Source organism: Pseudomonas sp. 43NM1, from assembly GCF_002836905.1.
GTDB classification, from domain to species: domain Bacteria; phylum Pseudomonadota; class Gammaproteobacteria; order Pseudomonadales; family Pseudomonadaceae; genus Aquipseudomonas; species Aquipseudomonas prosekii.
Window position 1 is genome coordinate 12,665 of sequence record NZ_MKGS01000157.1, and the last position, 22,800, is coordinate 35,464.

Consider the following 22,800-nt stretch of genomic DNA (forward strand, 5'->3'; position numbering starts at 1 on the left):
CCCATGATTGTCGTGGAAAAACTGACAAAGCAGTTCAAGGGTCAAGTGGTGCTCAACGGCATCGATCTGCAAGTGAAGGAAGGCGAGGTCGTGGCGATTATCGGCCCCAGCGGCTCGGGTAAAACCACGTTCCTGCGTTGCCTGAATTTCCTCGAAGAACCCACCAGCGGCCGGATCAAGGTCGGCGACATCGAGATCGATGGCAGCCGCCCGCTGAACCAGCAGCAAAGCCTGGTGCGGCGTTTGCGCCAGCACGTCGGTTTCGTCTTCCAGAACTTCAACCTGTTCCCGCATCGCACGGCGTTGGAAAATGTCATCGAAGGCCCGATCGTGGTGAAGAAAATGCCCCAGGCCGAAGCGATTGCCCTGGGCAAAAAGCTTCTGGCCAGGGTTGGTCTGGCGGGCAAGGAAGACGCTTACCCGCGACGCCTTTCCGGTGGTCAGCAACAGCGCGTAGCGATTGCCCGAGCGTTGGCGATGGAGCCGGAAGTGATCCTGTTCGATGAGCCCACCTCGGCGCTCGATCCGGAACTGGTCGGCGAAGTGTTGTCGACCATTCGCAGCCTCGCCGAAGAGAATCGCACTATGGTCATCGTCACCCACGAAATGGGTTTTGCCCGTGATGTGGCGAACCGTGTGGTGTTTTTCGACAAGGGTGTGATTGTTGAACAAGGTGAAGCCAAGGCATTGTTTGCCAATCCGCAAGAAGAACGAACCAAGCAGTTTCTCAGCAAGTTTCTGAATAATACCCAGCATTAAAACCCCGCCATACCGATTGTTAACTTCCATGGATGGAAGTTGCATTCACCCTCCCCACGCAAATTGCCAACTTCTCGACACCTTCGACTTATCTCGAAGCCAAGCTATATAACTTCGCGCCTGCACGTGCGGTACATATATATGTCCTGCAATAAATTTATTCAGCTTAAAGTCGGACGGGTGCGTAGATCAGCCCCGCGTGTGCTTCGCCGTGCGCGAGGCCTATTTCAGTGAATAAATGCAGATTATTCGACGCCGCGCTGAGGATTCTTAACTTCACCGTGTAGGACATTTCTGATTAACCGAAAATTGATCCACCAACTAATCAACTCTATTGACAGTTAATCAGGCGCACTCTTATCTAGTCGCCAGCCAATGCCAATCGCAACTAATCAACCTTTAACCATTCGACATTTACAACCAACTTTGTTGCGCCGTAATTCACGCTGATTGATCTTCCAGAAACGGACTTCGCTGCAAGACCTCAAGGAGAGCACCATGACCAGTACCTCGAACATATCCGAACTTGCGGCCCCGACCCTGGCGCAATCGCACAAGAGCGGCATCAACAACGCTGCCGCCGCGCACCTGCTGATCGACGTCGCGCCCTACTCCGGCATGGAGGCTGGCGACCTGATCGAGTTGTACTGGGACGACTGCTATGTCGCTTGCACCACGGTGATCGCTGGCGATGTAGCCCAAGCCTTGCAGCTACGCGTGCCGGAGAGCTTCGTCAGCAACGGCATTGCGCAGATTCGCTACCGCGTGATGCAGGTCGGACAAGACCCGGCGCTGTCGCCGACGACCTTGGTCCGGATCAAACTCGATTGCCCGGGCGGCCAGGCGCCGGCGCTGTGTGGCGACGAGAACCAGAGCCTCGCGCCGGTGAGCCTGCCCGAGACCATCCGCCGCCACGGCGTGAACCCCAACCAGATCAAACGCGGCGTGCCGCTGACCATCGAACCGTATTTGAACATGGCCATCGATGATGAGATCACGCTGCGCTGGGGCGATGTGCGCATGGATTTGCCCAGGCTCAAGGCTGGCGATATCGGCGAGCCGATCCAGGTCTGGGTGCCGCCGGCGATCATCCTTGAGGCCGGCGAAGACCTGCGTCTGGAAGTGACTTATTGCATCCTCGACCGCGTTGGCAACAACTCGCGCTGGGCACCGCCACGGACGCTGAAAATCGGCTGCGCCAATCCATATCTGAAAGTGCCGCTGCGAGAACAACTCAAAGCCGCCGAAAACCGCAAACAGTAAAACCATCACCGAAACCCTGTGGGTGATGAGCTTCTGTGAGTGATGAGCTCCTGTGGCTGATGAGCTTCTGTGGCGAGGGGGCTTGCCCCCGTTGGGGTGCGAAGCGCCCCTTATCGGCAATTGCGATTAGCCTGGTTCTCGCCTGCTGCGCAGTCGAACGGGGGCAAGCCCCCTCGCCACAGCAAGCCCCCTCACCACAGCACCTCGCCACAGAAGCCCCATCGCCACAGCCCCTTGCCACAGCATTCTCACTCCTGCAGGGAGTCCGACTGTTGCCCCACAAACAACTGTTGCTCCGCGGACATACGCCCTTCTATGCATATTCCCAAAAGTTAGTTTATTAATTTTTTATACGCGATTAGGGTATATGCACCGGACCACCGGACATTCTTGTTATTCGCTCGCCGCCACCCTTGCGGCGTTTTTCATGAGATGTGAGGTAGGTATGGTCCGGAACACAATCACCCCAGTGCAGATCGCCAGGGCATTGCGTGCAGCCAAGGAGCGGCACTGATGTCCAGTCTGGCAGATGCAATCGTTCAGAGTGATCTGGACATCGCCCCCCTGTTGTTGCCCGCGCAGGTTTTGCGCAACGACGCGCAAGCCATCAAGGCTGCCCACGAGCTGGCGAACGTCGCCCGCCTGCAAGCGGCCAAACGCGACAAGCAGCGCAAGTTGCCGTGGTCGGAAATCGAACAGTTCACCCGCAGCGGCCTCGGCAGCATTGCCATCCCGCGCGAGTACGGTGGGCCACAGGTTTCGTTCGTCACCATCGCCGAGGTGTTCGCGATCATTTCCGCCGCCGATCCAGCCCTCGGGCAGATCCCGCAAAACCAGTTCGGCATTATCAATCTGGTGCTCGGCAGCGCCACCGAGGCGCAGAAAAAGCAGCTGTTCAAAAGCGTGCTTGAAGGCTGGCGCATCGGCAATGCCGGGCCTGAACGCGGCACCAAAAACACCCTTGAACTCAAGGCCCGAATCACCGCGGACGGTGACGGCTACGTGATCAACGGGCAGAAGTTTTACTCCACCGGCGCACTGTTCGCGCACTGGGTCGCGGTCAAGGCGTTGAACGACGACGGCAAGCAAGTATTGGCCTTCGTCCGGCGTGGCACGCCGGGCCTGCGCATCGTCGATGACTGGTCCGGATTCGGCCAGCGCACCACCGCCAGCGGCACCATTTTGCTCAACAACGTGCGGGTCGATGCCGAGCTCGTTGTGGATAACTGGAAGATCAACGACAGCCCGAATACCCAAGGCGCGGTGTCGCAATTGATTCAAGCGGCGATCGATGCCGGGATCGCTCGCGGCGCTATCGATGACGCCATCGAATTCGTCAAAACCCGCGCGCGGCCCTGGATCGATGCAAAAGTCGAACGCGCCAGCGATGACCTCTACGTGATCGCCGACATCGGCAAACTGAAAATCGAGCTGCACGCCGCCGAAGCGCTGCTGCGCAAGGCCGGGCAAGTGCTCGATCAGGTCAACGCCGCGCCGCTCACCGCCGAGTCCGCCGCGCGCGCCTCGATTGCCGTGGCCGAAGCCAAAGTGCTGACCACCGAAATCTCCCTGCTCGCCAGCGAAAAGCTTTTCGAACTCGCCGGCAGCCGCGCCACCCTCGCCGAATTCAACCTCGACCGCCACTGGCGCAACGCCCGCGTGCACACCCTGCACGATCCGGTGCGCTGGAAATATCACGCGGTCGGCAGCTACCACCTCAACGGCACGTTGCCGGCTCGCCATTCCTGGATTTGACCAGACACTTTTAACCAGACCTCTGGAGAAACACATGCCCCTTTCTCACCACGTCGCGGTCATAACCAGCGATGAGCAAGCCCTGATTGTCGCCAGCGATCTGGCCGACGATTTCAAACGCGACAGCGCCCTGCGCGACCGCGAGCGCCGCTTGCCGCACCCCGAACTCGAAGTGTTTTCACGCTCGGGCCTGTGGGGCATCAGCGTGCCCAAACAGTACGGCGGCGCCGGGGTTTCCAACGTCACGCTGGCCAAGGTCATCGCGCTGATTGCCCAGGCCGACGGCTCGCTCGGACAGATCCCGCAGAACCATTTCTATGCCCTCGAAGTGCTGCGCGTAAACGGCAGCGAAGAGCAGAAAAAACGCCTGTACGCCGAAGTATTGGCCGGCCAGCGCTTCGGCAATGCGCTCGCCGAACTCGGGACCAAAACCGCGCACGACCGCGTCACCAGCCTCAAACGCGACGGTGACGGCTATCGCATCAACGGCCGCAAGTTCTACGCCACCGGCGCGATCTACGCGCAGCGAATCCCCACTTCGGTGGTGGATGAAAACGGCGTGCAGCAATTGGCGTTCGTGCCGCGCGACAGCCAGGGCCTGACCGTGATCGACGACTGGAGCGGCTTCGGCCAGCGCACCACCGGCAGCGGTTCGGTGGTGTTCGAAGACGTCTACGTCGCCGCTGAAGACGTGATCCCATTTCAAAGCGCGTTCGAACGCCCGACCACCGTCGGCCCGTTGGCGCAGATCCTTCATGCGGCCATCGACACCGGCATCGCCCGCGCCGCGTATGAAGATGCGCTGCACTTTGTGCGCACCAAAACCCGGCCGTGGATCGACGCCACCCACGAAAAAGCCATCGATGATCCGCTGACGATCAAGAGCTTCGGCCACTTGAGCATTCGTCTGCACGCCACCGAAGCTTTGCTCGAACGCTCGGGTGAATTCCTCGACCAGGCGCAAGCCAACCCGAACGCGCAAACCGTAGCCGCCGCCTCGATTGCAGTCGCCGAGGCCCGCGCGATCAGCACCGAAATCTCCCTCGCGGCCGGCAGCACTTTGTTCGAACTGGCCGGCAGCCAGGCAACGTTGATCGAGCATGGCCTCGACCGCCACTGGCGCAACGCGCGGGTGCACACGCTGCACGACCCGGTGCGCTGGAAGTATCACGCGGTGGGCAATTACTACCTCAACGATGAAAACCCGCCGCTGCGGGGGACTATCTGATGGCCGAGGCGAAAAAGAAGATCCTGCTCAACGCGTTCAACATGAACTGCGTCGGCCATATCAACCACGGCTTGTGGACGCATCCACGCGACACCTCGACCCAATACAAGACTCTCGAATACTGGACCGAACTGGCGCAGTTGCTCGAGCGCGGACTGTTCGACGGGTTGTTTATCGCCGACATCGTCGGCGTGTACGACGTCTATCAAAACTCGGTGGACGTGCCGTTGAAGGAGTCGATCCAGCTGCCGGTCAACGACCCGCTGCTGCTGGTGTCGGCGATGGCCGCCGTCACCCGAAATCTCGGTTTCGGCCTCACCGCCAACCTGACTTACGAACCGCCGTATCTGTTCGCCCGACGCATGTCGACGCTGGACCATTTGAGCCGTGGACGGGTCGGCTGGAACATCGTTACCGGTTATCTCGACAGCGCCGCCAAAGCCATGGGTTTGAGCGAACAGGTCGAACACGACCGCCGCTACGATCAGGCCGACGAATACCTGCAAGTGCTCTACAAACTCTGGGAAGGCAGTTGGGAAAACGACGCAGTGCTCAACGATCCCAAGCAGCGGATCTATGCGCAACCGGAGAAAGTGCACAAGGTCGAGCACAAAGGCGAGTTCTATCAGGTCGAGGGATATCACCTCTGCGAACCGTCACCGCAGCGCACGCCGGTGTTGTTTCAGGCCGGCAGTTCGGAGCGCGGTTTGCTGTTCGCCGGGCGCCATGCCGAGTGCGTATTCATCAGCGGCCAGAACAAACCGTCGACCAAGGTGCAGGTGGACAAGGTCCGCGCCAGCGCGGTCGAGGCCGGGCGCAATCCCGAGGACGTCAAGGTGTTCATGGGGTTGAACGTGATCGTCGGCGCCAGCGAAGAACTGGCCTGGAAGAAGCACGCCGAGTACCTGAGCTACGCCAGTGCCGAGGCCGGCGTGGCGCATTTTTCGGCATCGACCGGCATCGATTTTTCCGAGTACGAAATCGACGAACCGATCCAGTACGTGAAGAGCAACGCGATTCAGTCGGCGACCAAGAATCTGCAAAACAACGACTGGACCCGGCGCAAATTACTTGAGCAACACGCCCTCGGTGGCCGCTACATCACCGTGGTCGGCTCGCCTGAGCAAGTCGCGGATGAGCTGGAATCGTGGATCGCCGAAACCGGCCTGGACGGCTTCAACCTGACGCGGATTGTCACGCCGGAAAGCTATGTCGATTTCATTGATCTGGTGATCCCCGAGTTGCAGCGTCGTGGCTCGTACAAAACCGCCTACGACAGCGGCAGCCTGCGCGAGAAGCTGTTTCACGGTGAAGCGCATCTGCCGCAGCAACACACTGGCGCCGCGTTCCGCCGCTAACCCTGTGGCGAGGGGGCTTGCCCCCGTTCGGCTGCGAAGCAGTCGCAAAACCTGTGCACCGGTTTCCCTTATTGAATGGTTTGGGGGCCGCTTCGCAGCCCAACGGGGACAAGCCCCCTCGCCACACAAGCGCCGCGCCACAAAGATGCCTTCACACATTAAACAATTGACTGGAATAACCATCATGACCAAGCACTACCTCTCCCACCCAGTCAAAGCACTGGCCCTGGCCCTCGGCCTCTTCAGTTCCATCACGTTCGCCGCCGAAGCGCCGCTGAAAGTCGGCACCACCGCTGCGTTCGCCATTCCGCTGGAAGCCGCTGTCGAAGAGGCTTCCAAACAAGGCCTGAAAGTCGAGCTGGTCGAGTTCACCGACTGGATCGCGCCGAACGTCAGCCTCGCTGCCGGTGACATCGACGTGAACTACTTCCAGCACATCCCGTTCCTGGAAAATGCGAAAACCGCTGCCGGGTTTGACCTGGTGCCGTTCGCCCCGGGGATCATCAACAACGTCGGCCTCTATTCGAAAAAATACAAAAGCTTCGACGAGCTGCCGGAAGGCGCCAGCGTCGCCATCGCCAACGACCCGATCAACAGCGGTCGCGGTTTGCAGCTGCTGGCCAAGGCCGGTTTGATCACGCTGAAACCGGGCGTCGGCTACAAAGCCACCGAAGAAGACATCATCGCCAACCCGAAGAAAATCAAAATCCTCCAGGTCGAAGCCGTGCAACTGGTGCGCGCCTACGACGACGCTGATCTGGTTCAGGGTTACCCGGCCTACATTCGCCTGGCGAAGACCTTCGATGCCGGTTCGGCGCTGCTGTTCGATGGCCTCGATCACAAGGAGTACGTGATCCAGTTCGTGATCCAGCCGAACAGCAAAACCGACCCGCGCCTGATCAAATTTGTCGATATTTACCAGCATTCGCCGGCCGTCCGCGCCGCGCTCGACAAGGCGCACGGCAAGCTCTATCAAGCCGGCTGGGAAAGCTGAGCATGACGGCCGCGATCCAACGGCGACTGGGTATTCCAGAGCCTCAGAAAGCTCAACAGACCGAACTGTACCCGGACCTCAATAGTGCCCACGTGCGCTTCATCGGCCTGGGCAAAACCTACAACGGCAAGCAAGGTCCGGTGGCGGCGTTGCACGGCATCGACCTGGCGATCCAGCGCGGTGAAGTGTTCGGCATTATCGGCCGCAGCGGCGCTGGCAAGTCGTCGCTGATTCGCACGATCAATCGGCTGGAGCAACCGAGCAGCGGCCGCGTGTTGATCGATCAAATCGACATCGGCGACTTCGACGAAGACCGCCTGGTCGCGCTGCGTCGGCGCATCGGCATGATCTTCCAGCACTTCAACCTGATGTCGGCCAAGACCGTTTGGCAGAACGTCGAGTTGCCGCTGAAAGTGGCCGGTGTGCCCAAGGATCAACGCGGAAAGAAAGTCCGTGAGTTGCTCGAACTGGTCGGCCTGCAAGAGAAACACAAGGCTTACCCGGCGCAGCTGTCCGGCGGGCAGAAACAACGTGTCGGCATCGCCCGCGCGTTAGTGCACGACCCGCAGATTCTGCTGTGCGACGAGGCGACTTCGGCGCTCGACCCGGAGACCACCCAATCGATCCTCGGGCTGCTGCGCGAGATCAATCAGCGCCTCGGTTTGACCATCGTGCTGATTACCCACGAAATGGCGGTGATCCGCGATATCTGCGACCGCGTCGTCGTCCTGGAACATGGCCGCGTCGTCGAGCAAGGCCCGGTGTGGGAGGTTTTCGGCAACCCGCAGCACGAAGTCAGCAAGACCTTGCTCGCGCCGCTGCAACACGCGCTGCCGGAAGAGTTGCAAAGCCGTTTGAGCGCGCAACCGCAGTCTGCGGACGCGGCGCTGGTGTTGCGTGTGCAATTCACCGGCAGCGCCACCGATGAACCGGACCTGGCGGCGCTGTTCGGCGCGCTCGGTGGCCGCGTGCGGTTGCTGCAGGGGGGCGTCGAGCGAATTCAGGGACATGCGCTGGGGCAATTGCTGCTGGCGGTGACAGGCGCGTCGGCCAGCGCCGAGCAATTACGCCAGCGCGCCAGTCAGTGGGCGCAGCACGTGGAGGTCGTCGGTTATGTGGTTTGATCGCTTGCTGCAAGGTTTTATCGACACCTTCCTGATGGTCGGCGTGTCGTCGTTGATTGCGCTGCTGGCGGGAATTCCGATGGCGGTGATTCTGGTCACCAGCTCCAGGGGCGGCATCTACGAAGCACCGACGCTGAACCGCGTGCTGGGCGCGTTCGTGAACCTGTTTCGCTCGATTCCGTTCCTGATTCTGATGGTCGCGCTGATTCCGTTCACCCGGCTGATCGTCGGCACCACGTACGGCGTCTGGGCCGCCGTGGTGCCGCTGACCATTGCCGCCACGCCGTTTTTTGCGCGCATCGCCGAAGTCAGCTTGCGCGAAGTCGATCACGGTTTGGTCGAGGCTGCGCAAGCCATGGGTTGCCGCCGCTGGCACATCGTCTGGCACGTGCTGTTGCCCGAAGCGCTGCCGGGGATTGTTGGCGGTTTCACCATTACGCTGGTGACGATGATCAACTCCTCGGCCATGGCTGGGGCGATTGGCGCTGGCGGGCTGGGGGACATTGCCTATCGCTACGGTTATCAGCGTTTTGACAGCCAGATCATGCTGACGGTGATTGTGCTGCTGGTGGTGTTGGTGGCGATTATTCAGCTCGGCGGGGATCGCTTGGCGAAAGGCCTGAATAAACGCTGATTGTGGCGAGGGGGCTTGCCCCCGTTCGGCTGCACAGCAGTCGCCAAATGGACGACCTTATTCAACTGACACACCTCATTGGATGTTGGGGGGCGCTTCGCGACCCAACGGGGGCAAGCCCCCTCGCCACAGGTCATCGTCCGCAGGTGCAGCGCTACAAAACCTGCCCGCGAGTAGCTGCGCAGCAGCCCCAAGGTTGATGGCGTATATTCGGCAAATCCCAATTGCCTGCGCAGCCGACCATGAAACAGTCCCCCGACGACCTCCAGCAAATTACTTCCACGACGCTCGGCCACTACAACTCGGTGGCCGAGAGTTTTCGCGAAGGGACGCGCGATCATGATGTGCGGCAGAACATCGACGCGCTGCTGCGGCATATTCAGGCTGACGCGCCGTTCAACATCCTCGATTTCGGCTGCGGGCCGGGGCGTGATTTGCAGACGTTCACGCGCATGGGCCACATCGCCGTCGGCCTCGACGGTTCGGAAAAATTTGCGCAGATGGCCCGCGAGGACAGCGGTTGCGAGGTCTGGCAGCAGGACTTTCTCAAGCTCGATCTACCGGACGAACGCTTTGACGGGATTTTCGCCAATGCCGTGCTGTTTCATATTCCGCGTCAGGAATTGCCGCGAGTATTGAAAGAGCTGCATGCGGCGTTGAAACCGGCTGGCGTGTTGTTCAGCTCCAATCCGCGCGGGGCCAATCAGGAAGGCTGGAACGGTCCGCGTTACGGCGCTTATCACGATCTGCCGGCATGGCAGGCGTTGCTGACCGAGGCCGGGTTTGTCGAACTGGAGCATTACTACCGGCCGGCAGGATTGCCACGCGAGCAACAGCCTTGGTTGGCGAGTGTTTGGCTTAAGCCGGCGTAGCCTGAAAAGACGCCATCGCGAGCAAGCTCGCTCCCACAGGGGCATGCAGGCAACTGTGGGAGCGAGCTTGCTCGCGATAAGCGCGAAGCGCTCGCCTTATTGCGCTCCTTTCTTCGGCTCGCGGATTTTGTACCAGGCAACGTACAGCGCCGGCAAAAACAGCAGCGTCAGCAAGGTCGCGACGATAATCCCGCCGATCATCGCGTAGGCCATCGGCCCCCAGAACACTTCGCGGGCAATCGGGATCATCCCCAGACTCGCCGCCGCAGCCGTCAGCAGAATCGGCCGACGACGATGCTCGGTGGCTTGCGACACCGCATCCCACGGCTCAAGGCCTTCCTTCTCCAGCGCCTCGATTTGCGTCACCAGAATCACCGAGTTGCGGATGATGATGCCGATCAACGCGAGAATCCCGAGGATCGCCACAAAGCCCATCGGCGTGCCGGTCGGAATCAGCGCCAACACCACGCCAATCAACCCGAGCGGCGCGACGCTGGCGACCAGAAACAGCTTCTGCACGCTGTGCAACTGGATCATCAGGAACGTCGCCATCAGGAACAGCATCAGCGGCACAACCTTGGCAATCGGCCCTTGCGCCTTGCCGCTTTCCTCGACGGTGCCGCCGGTGGCGACCTTGTAACCCACCGGCAAATCGGCAGCGAATTTGTCGATGGTCGGTTGCAGCTGTTTCACCAGATCGGTCGGCTGGATCTCGTCGCGCACCGCAGCCTTGATGGTGATCGTCGGTTTGCGGTCGCGACGCCACACCAGCGGTTGCTCCAGCTCATAACGCACCGTGGCGAACGCCAGCAGCGGAATCGAGGTGCCGCTCGGCGTGACGATCTGCAGGTTTTGCAGGGTTTCCGGCGTGCCGCGTTCGGCATCCTCGGCGCGCCCGACGACGTTGATCAGGTAAATGTCATCGTCCACCTGAGTGATCGGCGAACCAACGACAATGCTGTTCATCAGGTTGGCCACGTCTTCCGACGACAGCCCCAGTTGCCGCGCCTTGTCCTGGGCGATGTCGATGCGCAGGACTTTGCCCGGCTCGTTCCAGTCGTAGATGATTTCGCCGATATGCGAGTTTTGATCCAGCGCGGTGGCCAGTGCGATGGCGTGTTTGCGCACCTGATCGATGTCCTTGCCGCTGACCCGGTACTGGATCGGCCGCCCTACCGGCGGGCCCATTTCCAGCGCCTGCACATAACTGCCGATACCGACGAAGTCCTTGCGCAGCCGCTCGCGCAAGCGCTGGCTCAACTCGGCGCGCGACTCCAGGCCTTTGCTGACGATGATCAATTGCGCGTAGTACGGGTTCTGCAATTGCTGGTCGAGCGGCAGGTAGAAACGAATCGCACCTTCGCCGATGTAAGTGCTCCAGCGCACGATGTCCGGGTCGTCCTTGAACGTCGCTTCGAGCCTGTCCACAGCCTTGCGCGTTTCCTCGATCGAGGCGTTTTGCGGCAGGTTGAGGTCAACCAGAATCTCCGGGCGGTCCGAGGACGGGAAGAACTGGTTCTGCACGAATTGCATGGAAAACACCGACGCCGCGAACAACGCGATGGTGATGCCGATGGCCCACCAGCGATGACGCATGGCCCAGAACATGCTCGCGTTGAACGCGCGGCCGATGCGCCCAGGCTCGGCGGAATGCGGCTTCACTTCGGCGCTGAGAATGTGCACGGCGATCACCGGGGCGAACAGCACCGCGACCACCCACGACACCAGCATCGCCACCGCGATTACCGCGAACAGGGTGAAGGTGTACTCACCGGCGGAACTGGCGTTGAGGCCGATCGGCACAAAACCGGCGACGGTCACCAGCGTGCCGGTGAGCATCGGGAACGCGGTCGAGGTGTAGGCGTACGTGGCCGCCTGCTCCTTGGTTTCGCCCATTTCCAGGCGCGTGACCATCATCTCGACGGTGATCATCGCGTCGTCCACCAACAGGCCGAGGGCGATGATCAAGGCACCGAGGGAAATCCGCTGCATGGTGATGCCGCTGTATTCCATGAAGACGAAAACCATCGCCAGCACCAGCGGAATCGAGCACGCCACCACCAGACCGGCGCGCACGCCGAGGCTGATGAAGCTGACGATCAACACAATCACCACCGCTTCAAACAACGCGCTGGTGAAGCCGCCGACGGCTTTTTCCACCACCGCAGCCTGATCGGAGACGTTGTTGACGCCGACGCCCACCGGCAGGTCGGCGGTCAGGTCGGTCATGCGCTGGTGCAGCGACTTGCCGAATTCCTGGATGTTGCCGCCCTTCTTCATCGCAATCGCCAGACCGATGGCCGGGCGACCGTTGAAGCGGAATTGCGGGGTTGCCGGGTCGACGTAACCACGGCTGATTTCAGCGATATCGGCCAGTCGATAGAAGCGATCATTGAGCCGCAGGTTGACGTCGGCCAAGTCCTTCTCGGACGCAAACTGCCCGGAAGTGCGCACCGAAATACGCTCCGGCCCGGCCTCGATGACGCCGGCCGGGGTCACCGCATTCTGGGATTGCAGGCTCTGCACCACTTGGCGCTGATCGATGCCCAGCGCCGCGAGTTTGCGCGTCGAGAAGTTCAGGTACAGGACTTCATCCTGCTCGCCGATCATCTCGACTTTGCCCAACCCAGGCACGTCGCGAATCGCCGCGCGCACTTGCTCGACGTAATCGCGCAACTGGCGCATCGACAGGCCGTCGGCGGTAAACGCATACACCGAACCGTAGACATCGCCGAACTCGTCGTTGAACCCCGGACCTTGCAGGCCCTGTGGGAAGTCGCCGCGAATGTCGTTGATCTTCTTGCGCACCTGGTACCAGATTTCCGGGATGTCCTTGGCGCTGGTGGTGTCGCGCAGGTACACGAACACCGTCGATTCGCCGGGCCGCGTGTAGCTTTTCACGTAGTCGAGGGAATCGAGTTCCTCGAGTTTTTTCTCGATGCGGTCAGTGACCTGCTTGAGGGTTTCTTCCTGGGTCGCGCCCGGCCAGCGGGTTTGAATCACCATGGTTTTGATGGTGAACGAGGGGTCTTCCTCGCGGCCAAGGTTCATGTACGAGAACACGCCCATCAGCAGCGCGACGAACATCAAATACCAGACAAACGACTGATGTTTGAGGGCCCATTCGGATAAGTTGAAACTCCCTTTCATCGCGGGCTTTCCTCGTCGATTTTGACTTTTTGCCCGGGTTTCAGGCTGTTCACACCGGCACTGACCACGCGCTCACCGGACTTCACACCGCTGGCCAGGACCACGGTCGAATCGGTGCGGCTGATCAGGCTGACGTCACGCGGGGCAACCGTCTGGCTCTGCGGATCGACGACCCAGATGCGGGTTTTGCCATCGACCTCTTGCAGCGCGCTGAGCGGCAATTCGAGGCGCGGCTTGATCGCCGAGCTGAGCGTTACGCTGATCGCCGTGCCGAGGCGAAAGCCCGCTGGGGTGTCGGTCAGCGTCAAGCGCGCGCGGCGAGTACGGGTCGCACTTTGTGCCTGCGGTTCGATTTCACGAATGATCGCGGTGCTGGTGATGCTCGGGTCCAGTTGCGAGGCGACCTGAAACACCACGTCCGCCGGCAACTGATCGACGAGGCTATCGGGCAGGTCGATCACCGCTTCCTTGATGTCCGGTTGCGCCAGCGTCACCACTTGCTGGCCGGCGGTGACGACCTGGCCCGCCTCGGCGTTCCACGCGGTGACGATGGCTTTGTGATCGGCGCGCAGTTGCACGTAGTTGAGCTGATCCTTGGCCTGATCGACCGACGCCTTGGCTTGATCGAGCGAGGCCTGGGTGGTTTTCAGGTCAGTCTGGGCGATGTCCAGTTGCGCCTGCGCGCCGACCCCGCGATCAAACAATTCCTGCTGGCGGCGGGCGCTGGCCTGGGTGTTGATGAACTGCGCGCGGATCCGCGCCAAATCACCTTCGGCGGCGCGCAACTGGTTCTGTTGATCGGTCGGGTCGAGGGTGGCGAGCAACGCGCCCTTCTGCACTTCGGCGCCGACATCGACCTCACGGCTGGCGATCCGCCCCGGGATGCGGAAACCGACATTGCTTTCGTAACGCGCCTGAATGCTCCCGGCGAACCGCCCGAGATCTTCCTGATTCAGCGCTTTGACTTCAATCGACAATACCGGGCGCACCGGCTCCGGCGGCGCCTCTTCTTTCGAGCACGCGGCCAGCAGCAGGCCGGCAGACAGCAGCATCAGGCGCTTCATTGGTCAGCCCCCGGCGCCAGATCCTTGTAGGTGTTTTCGGCGATTTCCACTTTCATTCCCGGGTGCAGCAGTTGGCCGCCAGCGATGATGACTTTCTGCCCGGCGTCGAGGCCGTCGCTGACGATGACTTTGCCGGTCAGGTAGCGGCCGACGGTGACGTTGTGCAATTGCGCTTTACCGTCGCCGTCGACCAGCCACACGGCGGGTTCGCTGAGGTTTTTGGTCAGCGCCGACCACGGCAGCTCGACGGCGGATTTGCCGGCGGTTTTCGCCGTGGCGCTGACCACCGAGCCGAGTTGCATGCCTTCGGGCAGGCTATGCAGGGTGACTTTGACTTGCACGGTGCCGGTTTGCGCCGAGACCGCCGGGGTGATTTCGCGCACGGTGCCGGTGGTTTTGATGTTCGGATTGCCCAGCAGGCTGACCACCAGCGACTTGTCCGAGGGCGGCTCGGCCAGCAGCGATTCGTAGACGTTGAACACGGCATCGCGCTCGCCGTCACGCGCGAGGCTGAAGATCGGCACGGTGGCTTGCACCACTTGCCCGACTTCGGCTTGGCGCGCGGTGATGATGCCCGGCGCTTCGGAAATCAACGAGGTGTAGCTCAGTTGTTCGCGCGCGTTGGCCAGTTGTGCCTGAGCGGCGGTCAGCGCGCTCTGGCTGCTGCGCAAGGCGGCTTGCGCAGCGTCGAATTCGCTTTGGCTGGTGTAACCCTTGGGCAGAAGTTTTTGCTGGCGGACGAACGCGGCGGCGGTCTGTTTGACCCGCGCCTGCTCGGCAACGACTTGCGCCTGGGCCGAATTGACGTTGGTCTGCAGGTCTTTCGGGTCGAGCCTGGCCAATACCTGTTTGGCCGAAACCCGGTCGCCGACCTCGACTTTGCGCTCGATGATTTTGCCGCCGACACGGAACGACAACTCGGTCTGCACGCGCGCCTGGACATCGCCGGTGAGCGTCACCGTAGCGGCGTAATCAGCCGGCTGCACCGCTTGCACGAACACCCGTGGCAGGTCTTTTTCGACTGGTTTTTTATCACCACATGCCGTCAGCAGAGCAACAACGCCCAGCCCCGCCATAATTTTCAACCCGGTACCCGCCATGCAGACTCCTTTTCGTGGTACGAACGTGCAAGTGACGATACGACTGTGAGCTTAGAACAGGGTTCAACGCCCGCACTGAACGCGTTAAATAATGCGATCACACCGCCTATCCATGTAGCAGCTGGCGGAGCCTGCGTTCGGCTGCGAAGCAGTCGTGAAATCAGACACCGCGGTGTATCAGTAGACCGAGTACTCAGGTTTGACGACTGCTGCGCAGCCGAACGCAGGCTTCGCCAGCTGCTACAGGTCACTGTTCTGCTGAAGATAAGGCAAACTGCCCCGCTACGCAGCAGGAAGCTTCCCATGCTCAAGACTCTCGCGGTGGCCAATTACCGCTCGATCAATAAATTGGTGATTCCGCTGGGTCGGTTGAACCTGATTACCGGCCCGAATGGCAGCGGCAAATCCAACCTGTATCGCGCGTTGCGCCTGTTGGCGGAAACCGCTCAGGGTGGCGTGATCAATGCGCTGGCCCGTGAGGGCGGGCTCGATTCGACCTTCTGGGCCGGGCCGGAAACCATCAGCCGCCGCATGCGCAACGGTGAAGTGCCGATTGAGGCCACCGTGCGCCAAGGCGTCAAACGCCTGCGCCTGGGGTTTGCCGGGGAAGATTTCAGTTATTCGATTGCCTTGGGCCTGCCGGAGAAAACCCTTTCGTACTTTTCCCTCGACCCGGAAATCAAAAAGGAATGCATCTGGTCCGGCCCGCACTATCGCCCCGCGAGCCTGCTGGTGGACCGCGAAGACCCGATGATTCGCGCGCGCGAAGGGCGCAGTTGGGACGTACTGGCGCAGCACACGCCGAATTTCGACAGCCTGTTCGATCAGGTCGGCAGTTTCCGCACTTCGCCGGAAGTCATGCACCTGCGCGAATTCATCCGCCGCTGGCGCTTCTACGATCATTTTCGCAGCGACGCCGACGCCCCGGTGCGCCAGCCGCAACTGGGCACCCGCACGCCGGTGCTGCACCACGACGGTCGCGACCTCGCCGCCGCGTTGCAGACTATCCGCGAGATCGGCGATCCCGAGGCGCTGCAAGCCGCGATCAGCGACGCCTTCCCCGGCGCGCGGCTGAACATCGCGCCGCTACAGGGCGGGCGGTTTGCGATTGAGTTTTATCAGGAAGGCTTGCTGCGGCCATTGTCGGCGGCGGAATTGTCCGATGGCACGTTGCGCTATCTGTTGCTGGTCGCGGCGCTGCTGACGCCCCGGCCGCCGACGCTGATGGTGCTGAACGAGCCGGAAACCAGCCTGCACCCGGACCTGTTGCCGGCGCTGGCGCGCTTGATCATCCGCGCGTCCGAGCAGTGTCAGGTGTGGGTGGTGTCGCACGCGCGGCGGTTGATTTCAGCGCTGCAGGAAGACCCCGAGTGCAATTGCATCGTGCTGGAGAAAACCCTGGGCCAGACCGGGATTGTCGGGCAGCGGGTGCTGGACGAACCTGCGTGGCACTGGCCGGATTGAGTGTCTGGCTTGAGAATGACCCCTCACCCTAACCCTCTCCCCAAAGGGGCGAGGGGACTGACCGAGGTGTTCTTAGAGCTGCATCGACCTGAAAAACCGAGTTGAACTCAGGCCTTGAAAAGCATGAAGATCGGCTCCCTTTCCCCTCTCCCCTCTCCCCTCTGGGGAGAGGGTTGGGGTGAGGGGTTGGTTCTCAGCCGCACCGCAGAACCAACAGAGAATCACCCCTGCCATTTCCCACCCTCAACAATCACACTCTCAGGCTTGGTGTCGACGCTCAGTTCCTTGCGCACGTATTGGTCGTACAGTTTGAACAGATACTTCTCTTCACCCAACTTCGCCAACTCGGTGTTCACCCAGTCGCGCAGTTCGATATTGCCCTTCTTCACCGCTGGCGCAATCGGTGCTTCGGCGCCCAGAGTCTGCTCCAGCACGCGGTAGCCGGGGTTTTGTTTGGCCCAACTGAATAGCACCAGATTGTCCTGCGCATAGGCATCACCGCGACCATTGGCCAGTGCTTGCAGCGACTCGGAGTTTTTCTCGAACTTGAGCAATTTCCAGTCCGGGTGATTTTTCGTCAGCCAGATATCCGCCGTGGTGCCCGTTGTGACGATGGTCGTGCGGCTCGCCAAGTCGTCCAGGGTTTTCACCGAGCTGCCCTGCGGCACCAAGGCTTGCAAAAAGCAGAATTTAATACCGTTAAAGCATATTGATATCACGCAAAAAACTATCTGCGGATGTGCGCTGAAAGCGGCAAAGGAGCGGAGAAAAGTTGATCGATCAGATTTCCTGAATCACACAAATCCTTGTGGGAGCGAGCTTGCTCGCGATGGCTGACTGACATTCGAAACTTGCATCGCCTGACCCGGCGCTATCGCGAGCAGGCTCGCTCCTACAGGGGTCTGCGGCGCACGCAAAAACGCCGACGCTGTAGCAGCCGTCGGCGTTGAAACCTTGAAGGGGTTTGGTGCTGCGTCGAATCAGAACGCCGGCAGTACGGCGCCGCTGTATTTCTTCTCGATGAACGCTTTCACTTCCGGGCTGGTCAAGGCTTTGGCCAGTTTCTGGATGGCGTCGCTGTCCTTGTTGTCCGGACGCGCCACCAGGAAGTTCACGTAAGGCGAATCCGCGCCTTCGATGACCAGCGCGTCTTTAGCCGGATTCAGACCTGCTTCCAGCGCGTAGTTGGTGTTGATCATGTCCAGGTCGACTTGATCCAGCACACGCGGGAGCATGGCGGATTCGAGTTCCTTGAACTTGAAGTTGCGCGGGTTCTTGGCGATGTCTTTCGGCGTGGCCAAAGCGTTTTTCGGGTCTTTCAACTCGATCAGGCCAGCCTTCTGCAGCAGGATCAGGGCACGGCCGCTGTTGCTGCCTTCGTTAGGGATGGCGATGGTGGCACCGTCCTTCAGGTCAGCCAGGCTTTTGACTTTCTTCGAGTAGCCGCCGAACGGTTCGACGTGCACGCCGATCACGGTGACCAGGTTAGTGCCCTTGCCTTTGTTGAAGCTGTCCAGGTACGGCAGGGTCTGGAAGTAGTTGGCGTCCAGACGCTTCTGATCGACCTGTACGTTCGGCTGAACGTAGTCGGTGAAGACTTTGATTTCCAGATCCACGCCTTCTTTGGCGAGGGTCGGTTTGATCAGTTCCAGAATCTCGGCGTGTGGGACCGGGGTCGCCGCAACCACCAGTTTCTCGCCGGCCTGGGCCAGGCCAGCAGTCAGGGCAGCCGCCAGTGCGGTGAACAACAGAACCTTTTTCATGCAGTGTCCTTATCGAAAATCACGGTCGCCAGTGGCGACGGCTATTAGTACGAGTGCCAGTGATGTGCTATCGCTGGCGTGAGGCGGACAATACCGGGATTTTTTATTCCCGAACAATATCTTTTATTCACTTTCATATTCCATTTTGTTCATACACGTCTGGCTCGCGCATTGGCCGTAGGAGCGAGGCTTGCCCGCGAAGGCGTCCTTGCTGATACACCGCGTCGTTTCGGTTCGCGAGCAAGCTTTGCTCCTACAGGGGACGACGTCTTGCCGGATGCACCGCGTCGTCTGCTTCGCGAGCAAGCTTTGCTCCTACAGGGGACGGCGTCTGCCTGATGCACCGCGTCGTCTGCTTCGCGAGCAAGCTTTGCTCCTACAGGGTGGCGGTGTTTTTCAGGAGTTGGTTTAGCGCTGCTTGTTCGGCGGCGGATCCGTTGGCGAGGATGTGTTTGAGTTGCCGCTCGATCTGCTCCAACGATGGCGTCGCCTCTGGCAGGTTCAAATGCTCGGGCAGGATTTCGTCGCCGGTGCTCACCAGCAGCGCAAAGTGAATGACGTTTTCCAGTTCGCGGGTGTTGCCCGGCCAGCTGTGCGCTTCCAGCACCTGTTGCGCCGTTTCGCTGATCAGCGGCACTGGCAGGTCGAGGCGTTGGCTGTAGATGCCGAGAAAATATTCGGCCAGCGACAGAATATCGCCCACGCGTTCACGCAGGGCCGGCAGTTCCAGCTGGCCTTCGCTGAGGTAGTGATAAAGCCGTTCGTGGAATTTTCCGGCGGCCACCGCTTGCGCGAGGTCGATGCTGGTGGCGGCGACCAGGCGTACGTCCACCGGGCTCGGCTGCTGCGCGCCGACGCGGGTGACTTCGTGGTTCTCCAGCGCCGAGAGCAATTTGATCTGGATCGGCAGCGGCAAGTCGCCGATTTCGTCCAGGTACAAAGTGCCGCCATTCGCCGAGCCAAACCACCCGGCGCGACTGCTCGCCGCGCCGCTGTAGCTGCCGGCGGCGTAACCGAACAATTCAGCGTCGGCATAAGTCGGGCTGATCGCGCCGCAATTGACCGACACGAACAAACCGCCGCGATCACTGGCGCGATGGATGTGGCGCGCGAGCAATTCTTTGCCGCTGCCGGTTTCGCCGCGAATCAACACGCACACCGAGCGCGGAGCCAGTTGCTCCAGTTCCTCGCGCAACTGGCGTGAACGTGGATCGACAAACACCAACGCTTTGGCGCGGATGCTCAGGGGACTTTTTTCGGCGTCGGGAAAGGTCAGCAGCGGCTGACCGAAGGCTTCAAAATTCATGGCAGACTCCCGCCCAAAACCGCCGGGAGACGGGGGCGTTTAAAGAAACAAGAAATTCAAGCGCGGCGCAGGGCGTGATGTTCCATGCGGTTTTGCAGGCGATAGAGATAGGCAAAACCCTGCTCCCAGCGCTGGTGACCGGACTTGACGTTGATGTGCCCGGCACCGGACAGAATCCCCGCCTCGGCGCCCCAGTGGCGCGCCAGTTCCAGCGCGCGCGGTGCGCTGACAGCGCTGTCGTTGTCGGAGCTGACGACTTGGCTGGGGAACGGCAACAACGTCGTCGGAATCGGTGCAAAGTTGCGCAGGGCCGGCGCGCAGGCCGGGCGCTCGACGTCCGCGGGCGCGACCAGCAAGGCACCGCGCACCTGACGCAAAAACTGCGACGGCGCGGTCGCCGCCCAATGCGCGACGGTGATGCAACCGAGGCTGTGGGCGATCAGGATGACTGGCGTGCTGTCGGCGGCAATCGCCTCGGCGAGCGCGGCGACCCAATCTTCACGACGCGGCGTCAGCCAGTCGGCCTGCTCCACGCGCGCACTGTTCGGCAAACTGTTCTGCCAGTGGCTTTGCCAATGATCATCTGGCGATCCTTGCCAGCCCGGCACAATCAGGTAGCGAATTGATTCGTTGCGCATGGGGGAACTCTCCTGCTGCGTGTCTGTTCCGGACCGAGTATAGGGACGTGAGTTATATTCGTTAAGGAATAAGAAGCTATTTATTAAGACCTATATCGAATATAAAACTGATCTCCGTGGGAGCTGAGCTTGCTCGCGATAGCGGTGGGTCAGGCCACATCGATGGCGACTGACACAGCGCTATCGCGAGCAAGCTCGGCTCCCACAGGTTTTGTGGTGATCCCGAATAAAAAAAGGGCCGCACCCTGCCAAGGAGACGGCCCCGGAAACTGTGGAAAATCTAGCGCGCGGTGATCACCGACAATTTGGTAATTCCGGCCCGTTCAATCGAGGCCATGGCCCGCGCGACTTCGCCGTAATTCACCCCGTCGTCGGCCTGCAATTGCACGCGCACTTCCGGGTCTTTGGCTTTCGCTGATTTGAGGTTGAATTCCAGCAAGTCCGGCTGGATTTCATCCTTGTTGATAAACAATTTGCCGGCGCCATCGATGCTCACCACCAGCGGGTCCTTCTGCTCAACCGGCGCAACCGCTTCGGTCTTCGGCAGGTTGATCGGGATCGCGTTGGTCAGCAGCGGCGCGGTGACGATAAACACCACCAGCAGCACCAGCATCACGTCCACCAGCGGCGTGACATTGATCTCGCTCAGCACCTCATCACTGTCTTGCGTGGAGAACGCCATATCAGGACGCCTCCTTCACTTTGTGCGTGCCACCCTGGGCCACGACTTTGTGCGACGTCGGGTGAATCAGCAGTCGGAACGAACTCTTCTGCGCCAGGCTGTAGAAGTCGTGGGCGAAGTCATCGAGGTCCGCCGCAGTCAGTTTCAAACGGCGCAAAAAGTAGTTGTAAACCAGCACCGCCGGCACCGCGACCGCGATCCCCACACCGGTCGCGACCAGTGCTGCGCCGATCGGCCCGGCGACCGTTTCCAGGCTCGCCGAACCGGCCGCGCTGATGCCTTTCAACGCTTCCATGATTCCCCACACCGTGCCGAACAAACCAATGAACGGCGAGGTGCTGCCGATACTCGCGACCACCGCCAGCCCGGTTTCCAGCGAACGCCGTTCGCGGACGATCTGCTGACGCAAGGCGCGCTCCAGCCGGTCCTGATGATTGATCGCCTGGCTCAAATCCTGCGCCTGCGGCGCTTCACCGACCTGAATCGCCGCGTAACCGGCCTGGGCAACCCGTGCGGCGGCGCCGGGCTGGGTTTCGCTCAATTCGGCGGCGGCATCCAGACTCGAAGCCGCCCAGAACTGCTTGTGAAACTTGCGATCCTGAGCTTTCAGACGCCCGAACTGCACGCCTTTAAGCAACGCCAAACCCCAAGTGGCAACGGAAAAAACCACCAGCAGCCAGATCACCGCGCTTTCGATGGATTCAAGTGGAGAGGCCAGTAACGTCATGATGTATTCCCTCGTGTAAACATTTGGCGCGAATTGGGTTTCGGTTTAATGAATCTTGAAATCGATCGGCACGCTGACCCAGCCGTCCTGGGCCACCTCACCTTGCTTGGCCGGGACAAAACTCCAGCGCTTGACCGCGCTGAGCGCCGCGTCGTCGAGCTGATCGCGACCACTGCTTTTCTGAATCTGGATTTCCCCCGGTTTGCCGTTGGCCAACACATGCACTCGTAGCAACACCGTGCCTTCCCACCCGCGACGCTGAGCCAGCGACGGGTATTCCGGCGCCGGGTTCTTCAGGTACGCGGCGTTGGCCGAGGCCGGCGTTACCGGTGCGGGCGCTGGTGGTGCCGGTGGCGCAGGCGCGGCGACCGGCGCTGTCGGTTGTGGCGGTGCGGGAGGTTGCTCCACCGCTTTCGGCGTTGGCTTGGGCGTTGGCTTGGGTAGCGGTTTGGCGACTGGCTTAGGCTTCGGAACCGGTTTGGGTGGCGGCGGTTTTACGGCCAATTCGTCTTCGACGGGTGGCGGCGGCTCGACCACCGGTTGTACCGGTTGCGGCGGTGGCGGCTCGACCACGGGCGGCGCCGGGCGCGAAAACTCGATGGTCATCGGCGGAATTTCCGGCGGCACAATCGGCAATTCCTTGAGCGGTTGCTGATTGAGCCAATAGATCACCGCGCCATGCACCAGCAACGCGAGCACGCCGAGCAGAATCGCTTCACGACGGCTCAAAATCCCCTTGGGCGCACGCTGCAAACGCAACTGGCCCAACGGCACCCGATGCACGCGGCCGAGGTCGACCAACTCGCCACTCGGCGCGTGGCGCCACAGCACCTCATGCGCGCCGGCGGCGGTCTGGACATTGCCCATGGTTTTACTCCCTGCGGTTTCTTGACGAATACCCGGGACACCCGCATGTAGA

19 protein-coding genes and 1 pseudogene are annotated in these 22,800 nt (G+C 60.9%); 10 read left to right on the forward strand and 10 right to left on the reverse strand.

Annotated features, from left to right (window positions below; all coding sequences use genetic code 11):
• The first annotated feature begins 3 nt into the window (after positions 1-3).
• From tcyN to BI292_RS18580, 9 genes are all read left to right on the forward strand, one after another.
• On the forward strand, positions 4-759 hold the full coding sequence (gene tcyN, locus BI292_RS18535) for an L-cystine ABC transporter ATP-binding protein TcyN (protein ID WP_101208726.1): 756 nt from the start codon (positions 4-6) through the stop codon (positions 757-759).
• A gap of 498 nt (positions 760-1,257) precedes the next feature.
• Positions 1,258-2,022 (forward strand): hypothetical protein, encoded by a 765-nt coding sequence (locus tag BI292_RS18540; RefSeq protein ID WP_101208727.1) that lies wholly within the window; start codon positions 1,258-1,260, stop codon positions 2,020-2,022.
• A gap of 513 nt (positions 2,023-2,535) precedes the next feature.
• The gene (locus BI292_RS18545; RefSeq protein WP_101208728.1) at positions 2,536-3,777 is read left to right on the forward strand and encodes an SfnB family sulfur acquisition oxidoreductase; all 1,242 of its coding nucleotides are present in this window, start codon (positions 2,536-2,538) and stop codon (positions 3,775-3,777) included.
• A gap of 34 nt (positions 3,778-3,811) precedes the next feature.
• A complete protein-coding gene (locus BI292_RS18550; protein WP_101208729.1) occupies positions 3,812-5,005 on the forward strand; it encodes an SfnB family sulfur acquisition oxidoreductase in 1,194 nt (397 codons plus the stop codon).
• The gene (locus BI292_RS18555; RefSeq protein ID WP_101208730.1) at positions 5,005-6,363 is read left to right on the forward strand and encodes an LLM class flavin-dependent oxidoreductase; all 1,359 of its coding nucleotides are present in this window, start codon (positions 5,005-5,007) and stop codon (positions 6,361-6,363) included. The genes BI292_RS18550 and BI292_RS18555 overlap by 1 nt, the downstream gene beginning before the upstream one ends.
• A 184-nt stretch (positions 6,364-6,547) precedes the next feature.
• Complete coding sequence (locus BI292_RS18565) at positions 6,548-7,357, forward strand: MetQ/NlpA family ABC transporter substrate-binding protein (protein ID WP_092275024.1); 810 nt, start codon at positions 6,548-6,550, stop codon at positions 7,355-7,357.
• 2 nt (positions 7,358-7,359) lie between these two features.
• Complete coding sequence (locus BI292_RS18570) at positions 7,360-8,481, forward strand: methionine ABC transporter ATP-binding protein (protein WP_101208731.1); 1,122 nt, start codon at positions 7,360-7,362, stop codon at positions 8,479-8,481.
• Positions 8,471-9,115 (forward strand): methionine ABC transporter permease, encoded by a 645-nt coding sequence (locus BI292_RS18575; RefSeq protein WP_092275030.1) that lies wholly within the window; start codon positions 8,471-8,473, stop codon positions 9,113-9,115. The genes BI292_RS18570 and BI292_RS18575 overlap by 11 nt, the downstream gene beginning before the upstream one ends.
• Positions 9,116-9,357: 242 nt before the next feature.
• Complete coding sequence (locus BI292_RS18580; protein WP_101208732.1) at positions 9,358-9,987, forward strand: bifunctional 2-polyprenyl-6-hydroxyphenol methylase/3-demethylubiquinol 3-O-methyltransferase UbiG; 630 nt, start codon at positions 9,358-9,360, stop codon at positions 9,985-9,987.
• Positions 9,988-10,083: 96 nt separating this feature from the next.
• Here the strand turns inward: BI292_RS18580 and BI292_RS18585 are convergent, their stop codons facing one another.
• From BI292_RS18585 to BI292_RS18595, 3 genes are read right to left on the reverse strand one after another with little or no spacing between them, the layout of a single operon-like run.
• On the reverse strand, positions 10,084-13,137 hold the full coding sequence (locus BI292_RS18585; protein ID WP_101208733.1) for an efflux RND transporter permease subunit: 3,054 nt from the start codon (positions 13,135-13,137) through the stop codon (positions 10,084-10,086).
• The gene (locus BI292_RS18590; protein WP_101208734.1) at positions 13,134-14,201 is read right to left on the reverse strand and encodes an efflux RND transporter periplasmic adaptor subunit; all 1,068 of its coding nucleotides are present in this window, start codon (positions 14,199-14,201) and stop codon (positions 13,134-13,136) included. The genes BI292_RS18585 and BI292_RS18590 overlap by 4 nt, the downstream gene beginning before the upstream one ends.
• On the reverse strand, positions 14,198-15,301 hold the full coding sequence (locus BI292_RS18595; RefSeq protein ID WP_101208735.1) for an efflux RND transporter periplasmic adaptor subunit: 1,104 nt from the start codon (positions 15,299-15,301) through the stop codon (positions 14,198-14,200). The genes BI292_RS18590 and BI292_RS18595 overlap by 4 nt, the downstream gene beginning before the upstream one ends.
• A 303-nt stretch (positions 15,302-15,604) precedes the next feature.
• On the opposite strand from BI292_RS18595, the gene BI292_RS18600 reads away from it, so the two are divergent.
• Entirely contained in the window at positions 15,605-16,765 is a 1,161-nt protein-coding gene (locus BI292_RS18600; RefSeq protein ID WP_101208736.1) for an AAA family ATPase, read from the forward strand.
• 221 nt (positions 16,766-16,986) lie between these two features.
• Here the strand turns inward: BI292_RS18600 and BI292_RS18605 are convergent.
• The 7 genes and pseudogenes from BI292_RS18605 to BI292_RS18635 form a co-directional block, all read right to left on the reverse strand.
• A pseudogene (locus tag BI292_RS18605) lies at positions 16,987-17,445 on the reverse strand (glutamine ABC transporter substrate-binding protein); the annotation flags it as partial.
• Between the two features lie 300 nt (positions 17,446-17,745).
• The gene (locus tag BI292_RS18610) at positions 17,746-18,528 is read right to left on the reverse strand and encodes a MetQ/NlpA family ABC transporter substrate-binding protein (protein ID WP_092275051.1); all 783 of its coding nucleotides are present in this window, start codon (positions 18,526-18,528) and stop codon (positions 17,746-17,748) included.
• Between the two features lie 376 nt (positions 18,529-18,904).
• A complete protein-coding gene (locus tag BI292_RS18615) occupies positions 18,905-19,834 on the reverse strand; it encodes a sigma 54-interacting transcriptional regulator (RefSeq protein ID WP_101208737.1) in 930 nt (309 codons plus the stop codon).
• Positions 19,835-19,890: 56 nt separating this feature from the next.
• A complete protein-coding gene (locus BI292_RS18620) occupies positions 19,891-20,472 on the reverse strand; it encodes an alpha/beta hydrolase (protein ID WP_092275058.1) in 582 nt (193 codons plus the stop codon).
• Between the two features lie 280 nt (positions 20,473-20,752).
• Positions 20,753-21,154, reverse strand: a complete 402-nt coding sequence (locus BI292_RS18625) for a biopolymer transporter ExbD (RefSeq protein ID WP_003220570.1) — start codon at positions 21,152-21,154, stop codon at positions 20,753-20,755.
• A gap of 1 nt (position 21,155) precedes the next feature.
• Positions 21,156-21,881 carry a MotA/TolQ/ExbB proton channel family protein gene (locus tag BI292_RS18630; protein ID WP_092275061.1) on the reverse strand — a complete coding sequence of 242 codons (726 nt, stop codon included), beginning with the start codon at positions 21,879-21,881 and terminating at the stop codon, positions 21,156-21,158.
• Between the two features lie 45 nt (positions 21,882-21,926).
• Entirely contained in the window at positions 21,927-22,748 is an 822-nt protein-coding gene (locus BI292_RS18635) for an energy transducer TonB (RefSeq protein ID WP_101208738.1), read from the reverse strand.
• Positions 22,749-22,800 lie beyond the last annotated feature (52 nt).

Excerpts from the sequence above, each read along its gene's own strand:
- BI292_RS18625 (WP_003220570.1), bottom strand. The coding sequence starts at position 21,154 with ATGGCGTTCTCCACGCAAGACAGTGATGAGGTGCTGAGCGAGATCAAT.
- BI292_RS18540 (WP_101208727.1), top strand. The coding sequence starts at position 1,258 with ATGACCAGTACCTCGAACATATCCGAACTTGCGGCCCCGACCCTGGCG.
- BI292_RS18590 (WP_101208734.1), bottom strand. The coding sequence starts at position 14,201 with ATGAAGCGCCTGATGCTGCTGTCTGCCGGCCTGCTGCTGGCCGCGTGC.
- BI292_RS18630 (WP_092275061.1), bottom strand. The coding sequence starts at position 21,881 with ATGACGTTACTGGCCTCTCCACTTGAATCCATCGAAAGCGCGGTGATC.
- BI292_RS18585 (WP_101208733.1), bottom strand. The coding sequence starts at position 13,137 with ATGAAAGGGAGTTTCAACTTATCCGAATGGGCCCTCAAACATCAGTCG.
- BI292_RS18610 (WP_092275051.1), bottom strand. The coding sequence starts at position 18,528 with ATGAAAAAGGTTCTGTTGTTCACCGCACTGGCGGCTGCCCTGACTGCT.
- BI292_RS18635 (WP_101208738.1), bottom strand. The coding sequence starts at position 22,748 with ATGGGCAATGTCCAGACCGCCGCCGGCGCGCATGAGGTGCTGTGGCGC.
- BI292_RS18565 (WP_092275024.1), top strand. The coding sequence starts at position 6,548 with ATGACCAAGCACTACCTCTCCCACCCAGTCAAAGCACTGGCCCTGGCC.
- BI292_RS18545 (WP_101208728.1), top strand. The coding sequence starts at position 2,536 with ATGTCCAGTCTGGCAGATGCAATCGTTCAGAGTGATCTGGACATCGCC.
- BI292_RS18620 (WP_092275058.1), bottom strand. The coding sequence starts at position 20,472 with ATGCGCAACGAATCAATTCGCTACCTGATTGTGCCGGGCTGGCAAGGA.
- BI292_RS18615 (WP_101208737.1), bottom strand. The coding sequence starts at position 19,834 with ATGAATTTTGAAGCCTTCGGTCAGCCGCTGCTGACCTTTCCCGACGCC.
- BI292_RS18600 (WP_101208736.1), top strand. The coding sequence starts at position 15,605 with ATGCTCAAGACTCTCGCGGTGGCCAATTACCGCTCGATCAATAAATTG.
- BI292_RS18550 (WP_101208729.1), top strand. The coding sequence starts at position 3,812 with ATGCCCCTTTCTCACCACGTCGCGGTCATAACCAGCGATGAGCAAGCC.
- BI292_RS18555 (WP_101208730.1), top strand. The coding sequence starts at position 5,005 with ATGGCCGAGGCGAAAAAGAAGATCCTGCTCAACGCGTTCAACATGAAC.
- BI292_RS18595 (WP_101208735.1), bottom strand. The coding sequence starts at position 15,301 with ATGGCGGGTACCGGGTTGAAAATTATGGCGGGGCTGGGCGTTGTTGCT.
- BI292_RS18570 (WP_101208731.1), top strand. The coding sequence starts at position 7,360 with ATGACGGCCGCGATCCAACGGCGACTGGGTATTCCAGAGCCTCAGAAA.
- BI292_RS18580 (WP_101208732.1), top strand. The coding sequence starts at position 9,358 with ATGAAACAGTCCCCCGACGACCTCCAGCAAATTACTTCCACGACGCTC.
- tcyN (WP_101208726.1), top strand. The coding sequence starts at position 4 with ATGATTGTCGTGGAAAAACTGACAAAGCAGTTCAAGGGTCAAGTGGTG.
- BI292_RS18575 (WP_092275030.1), top strand. The coding sequence starts at position 8,471 with ATGTGGTTTGATCGCTTGCTGCAAGGTTTTATCGACACCTTCCTGATG.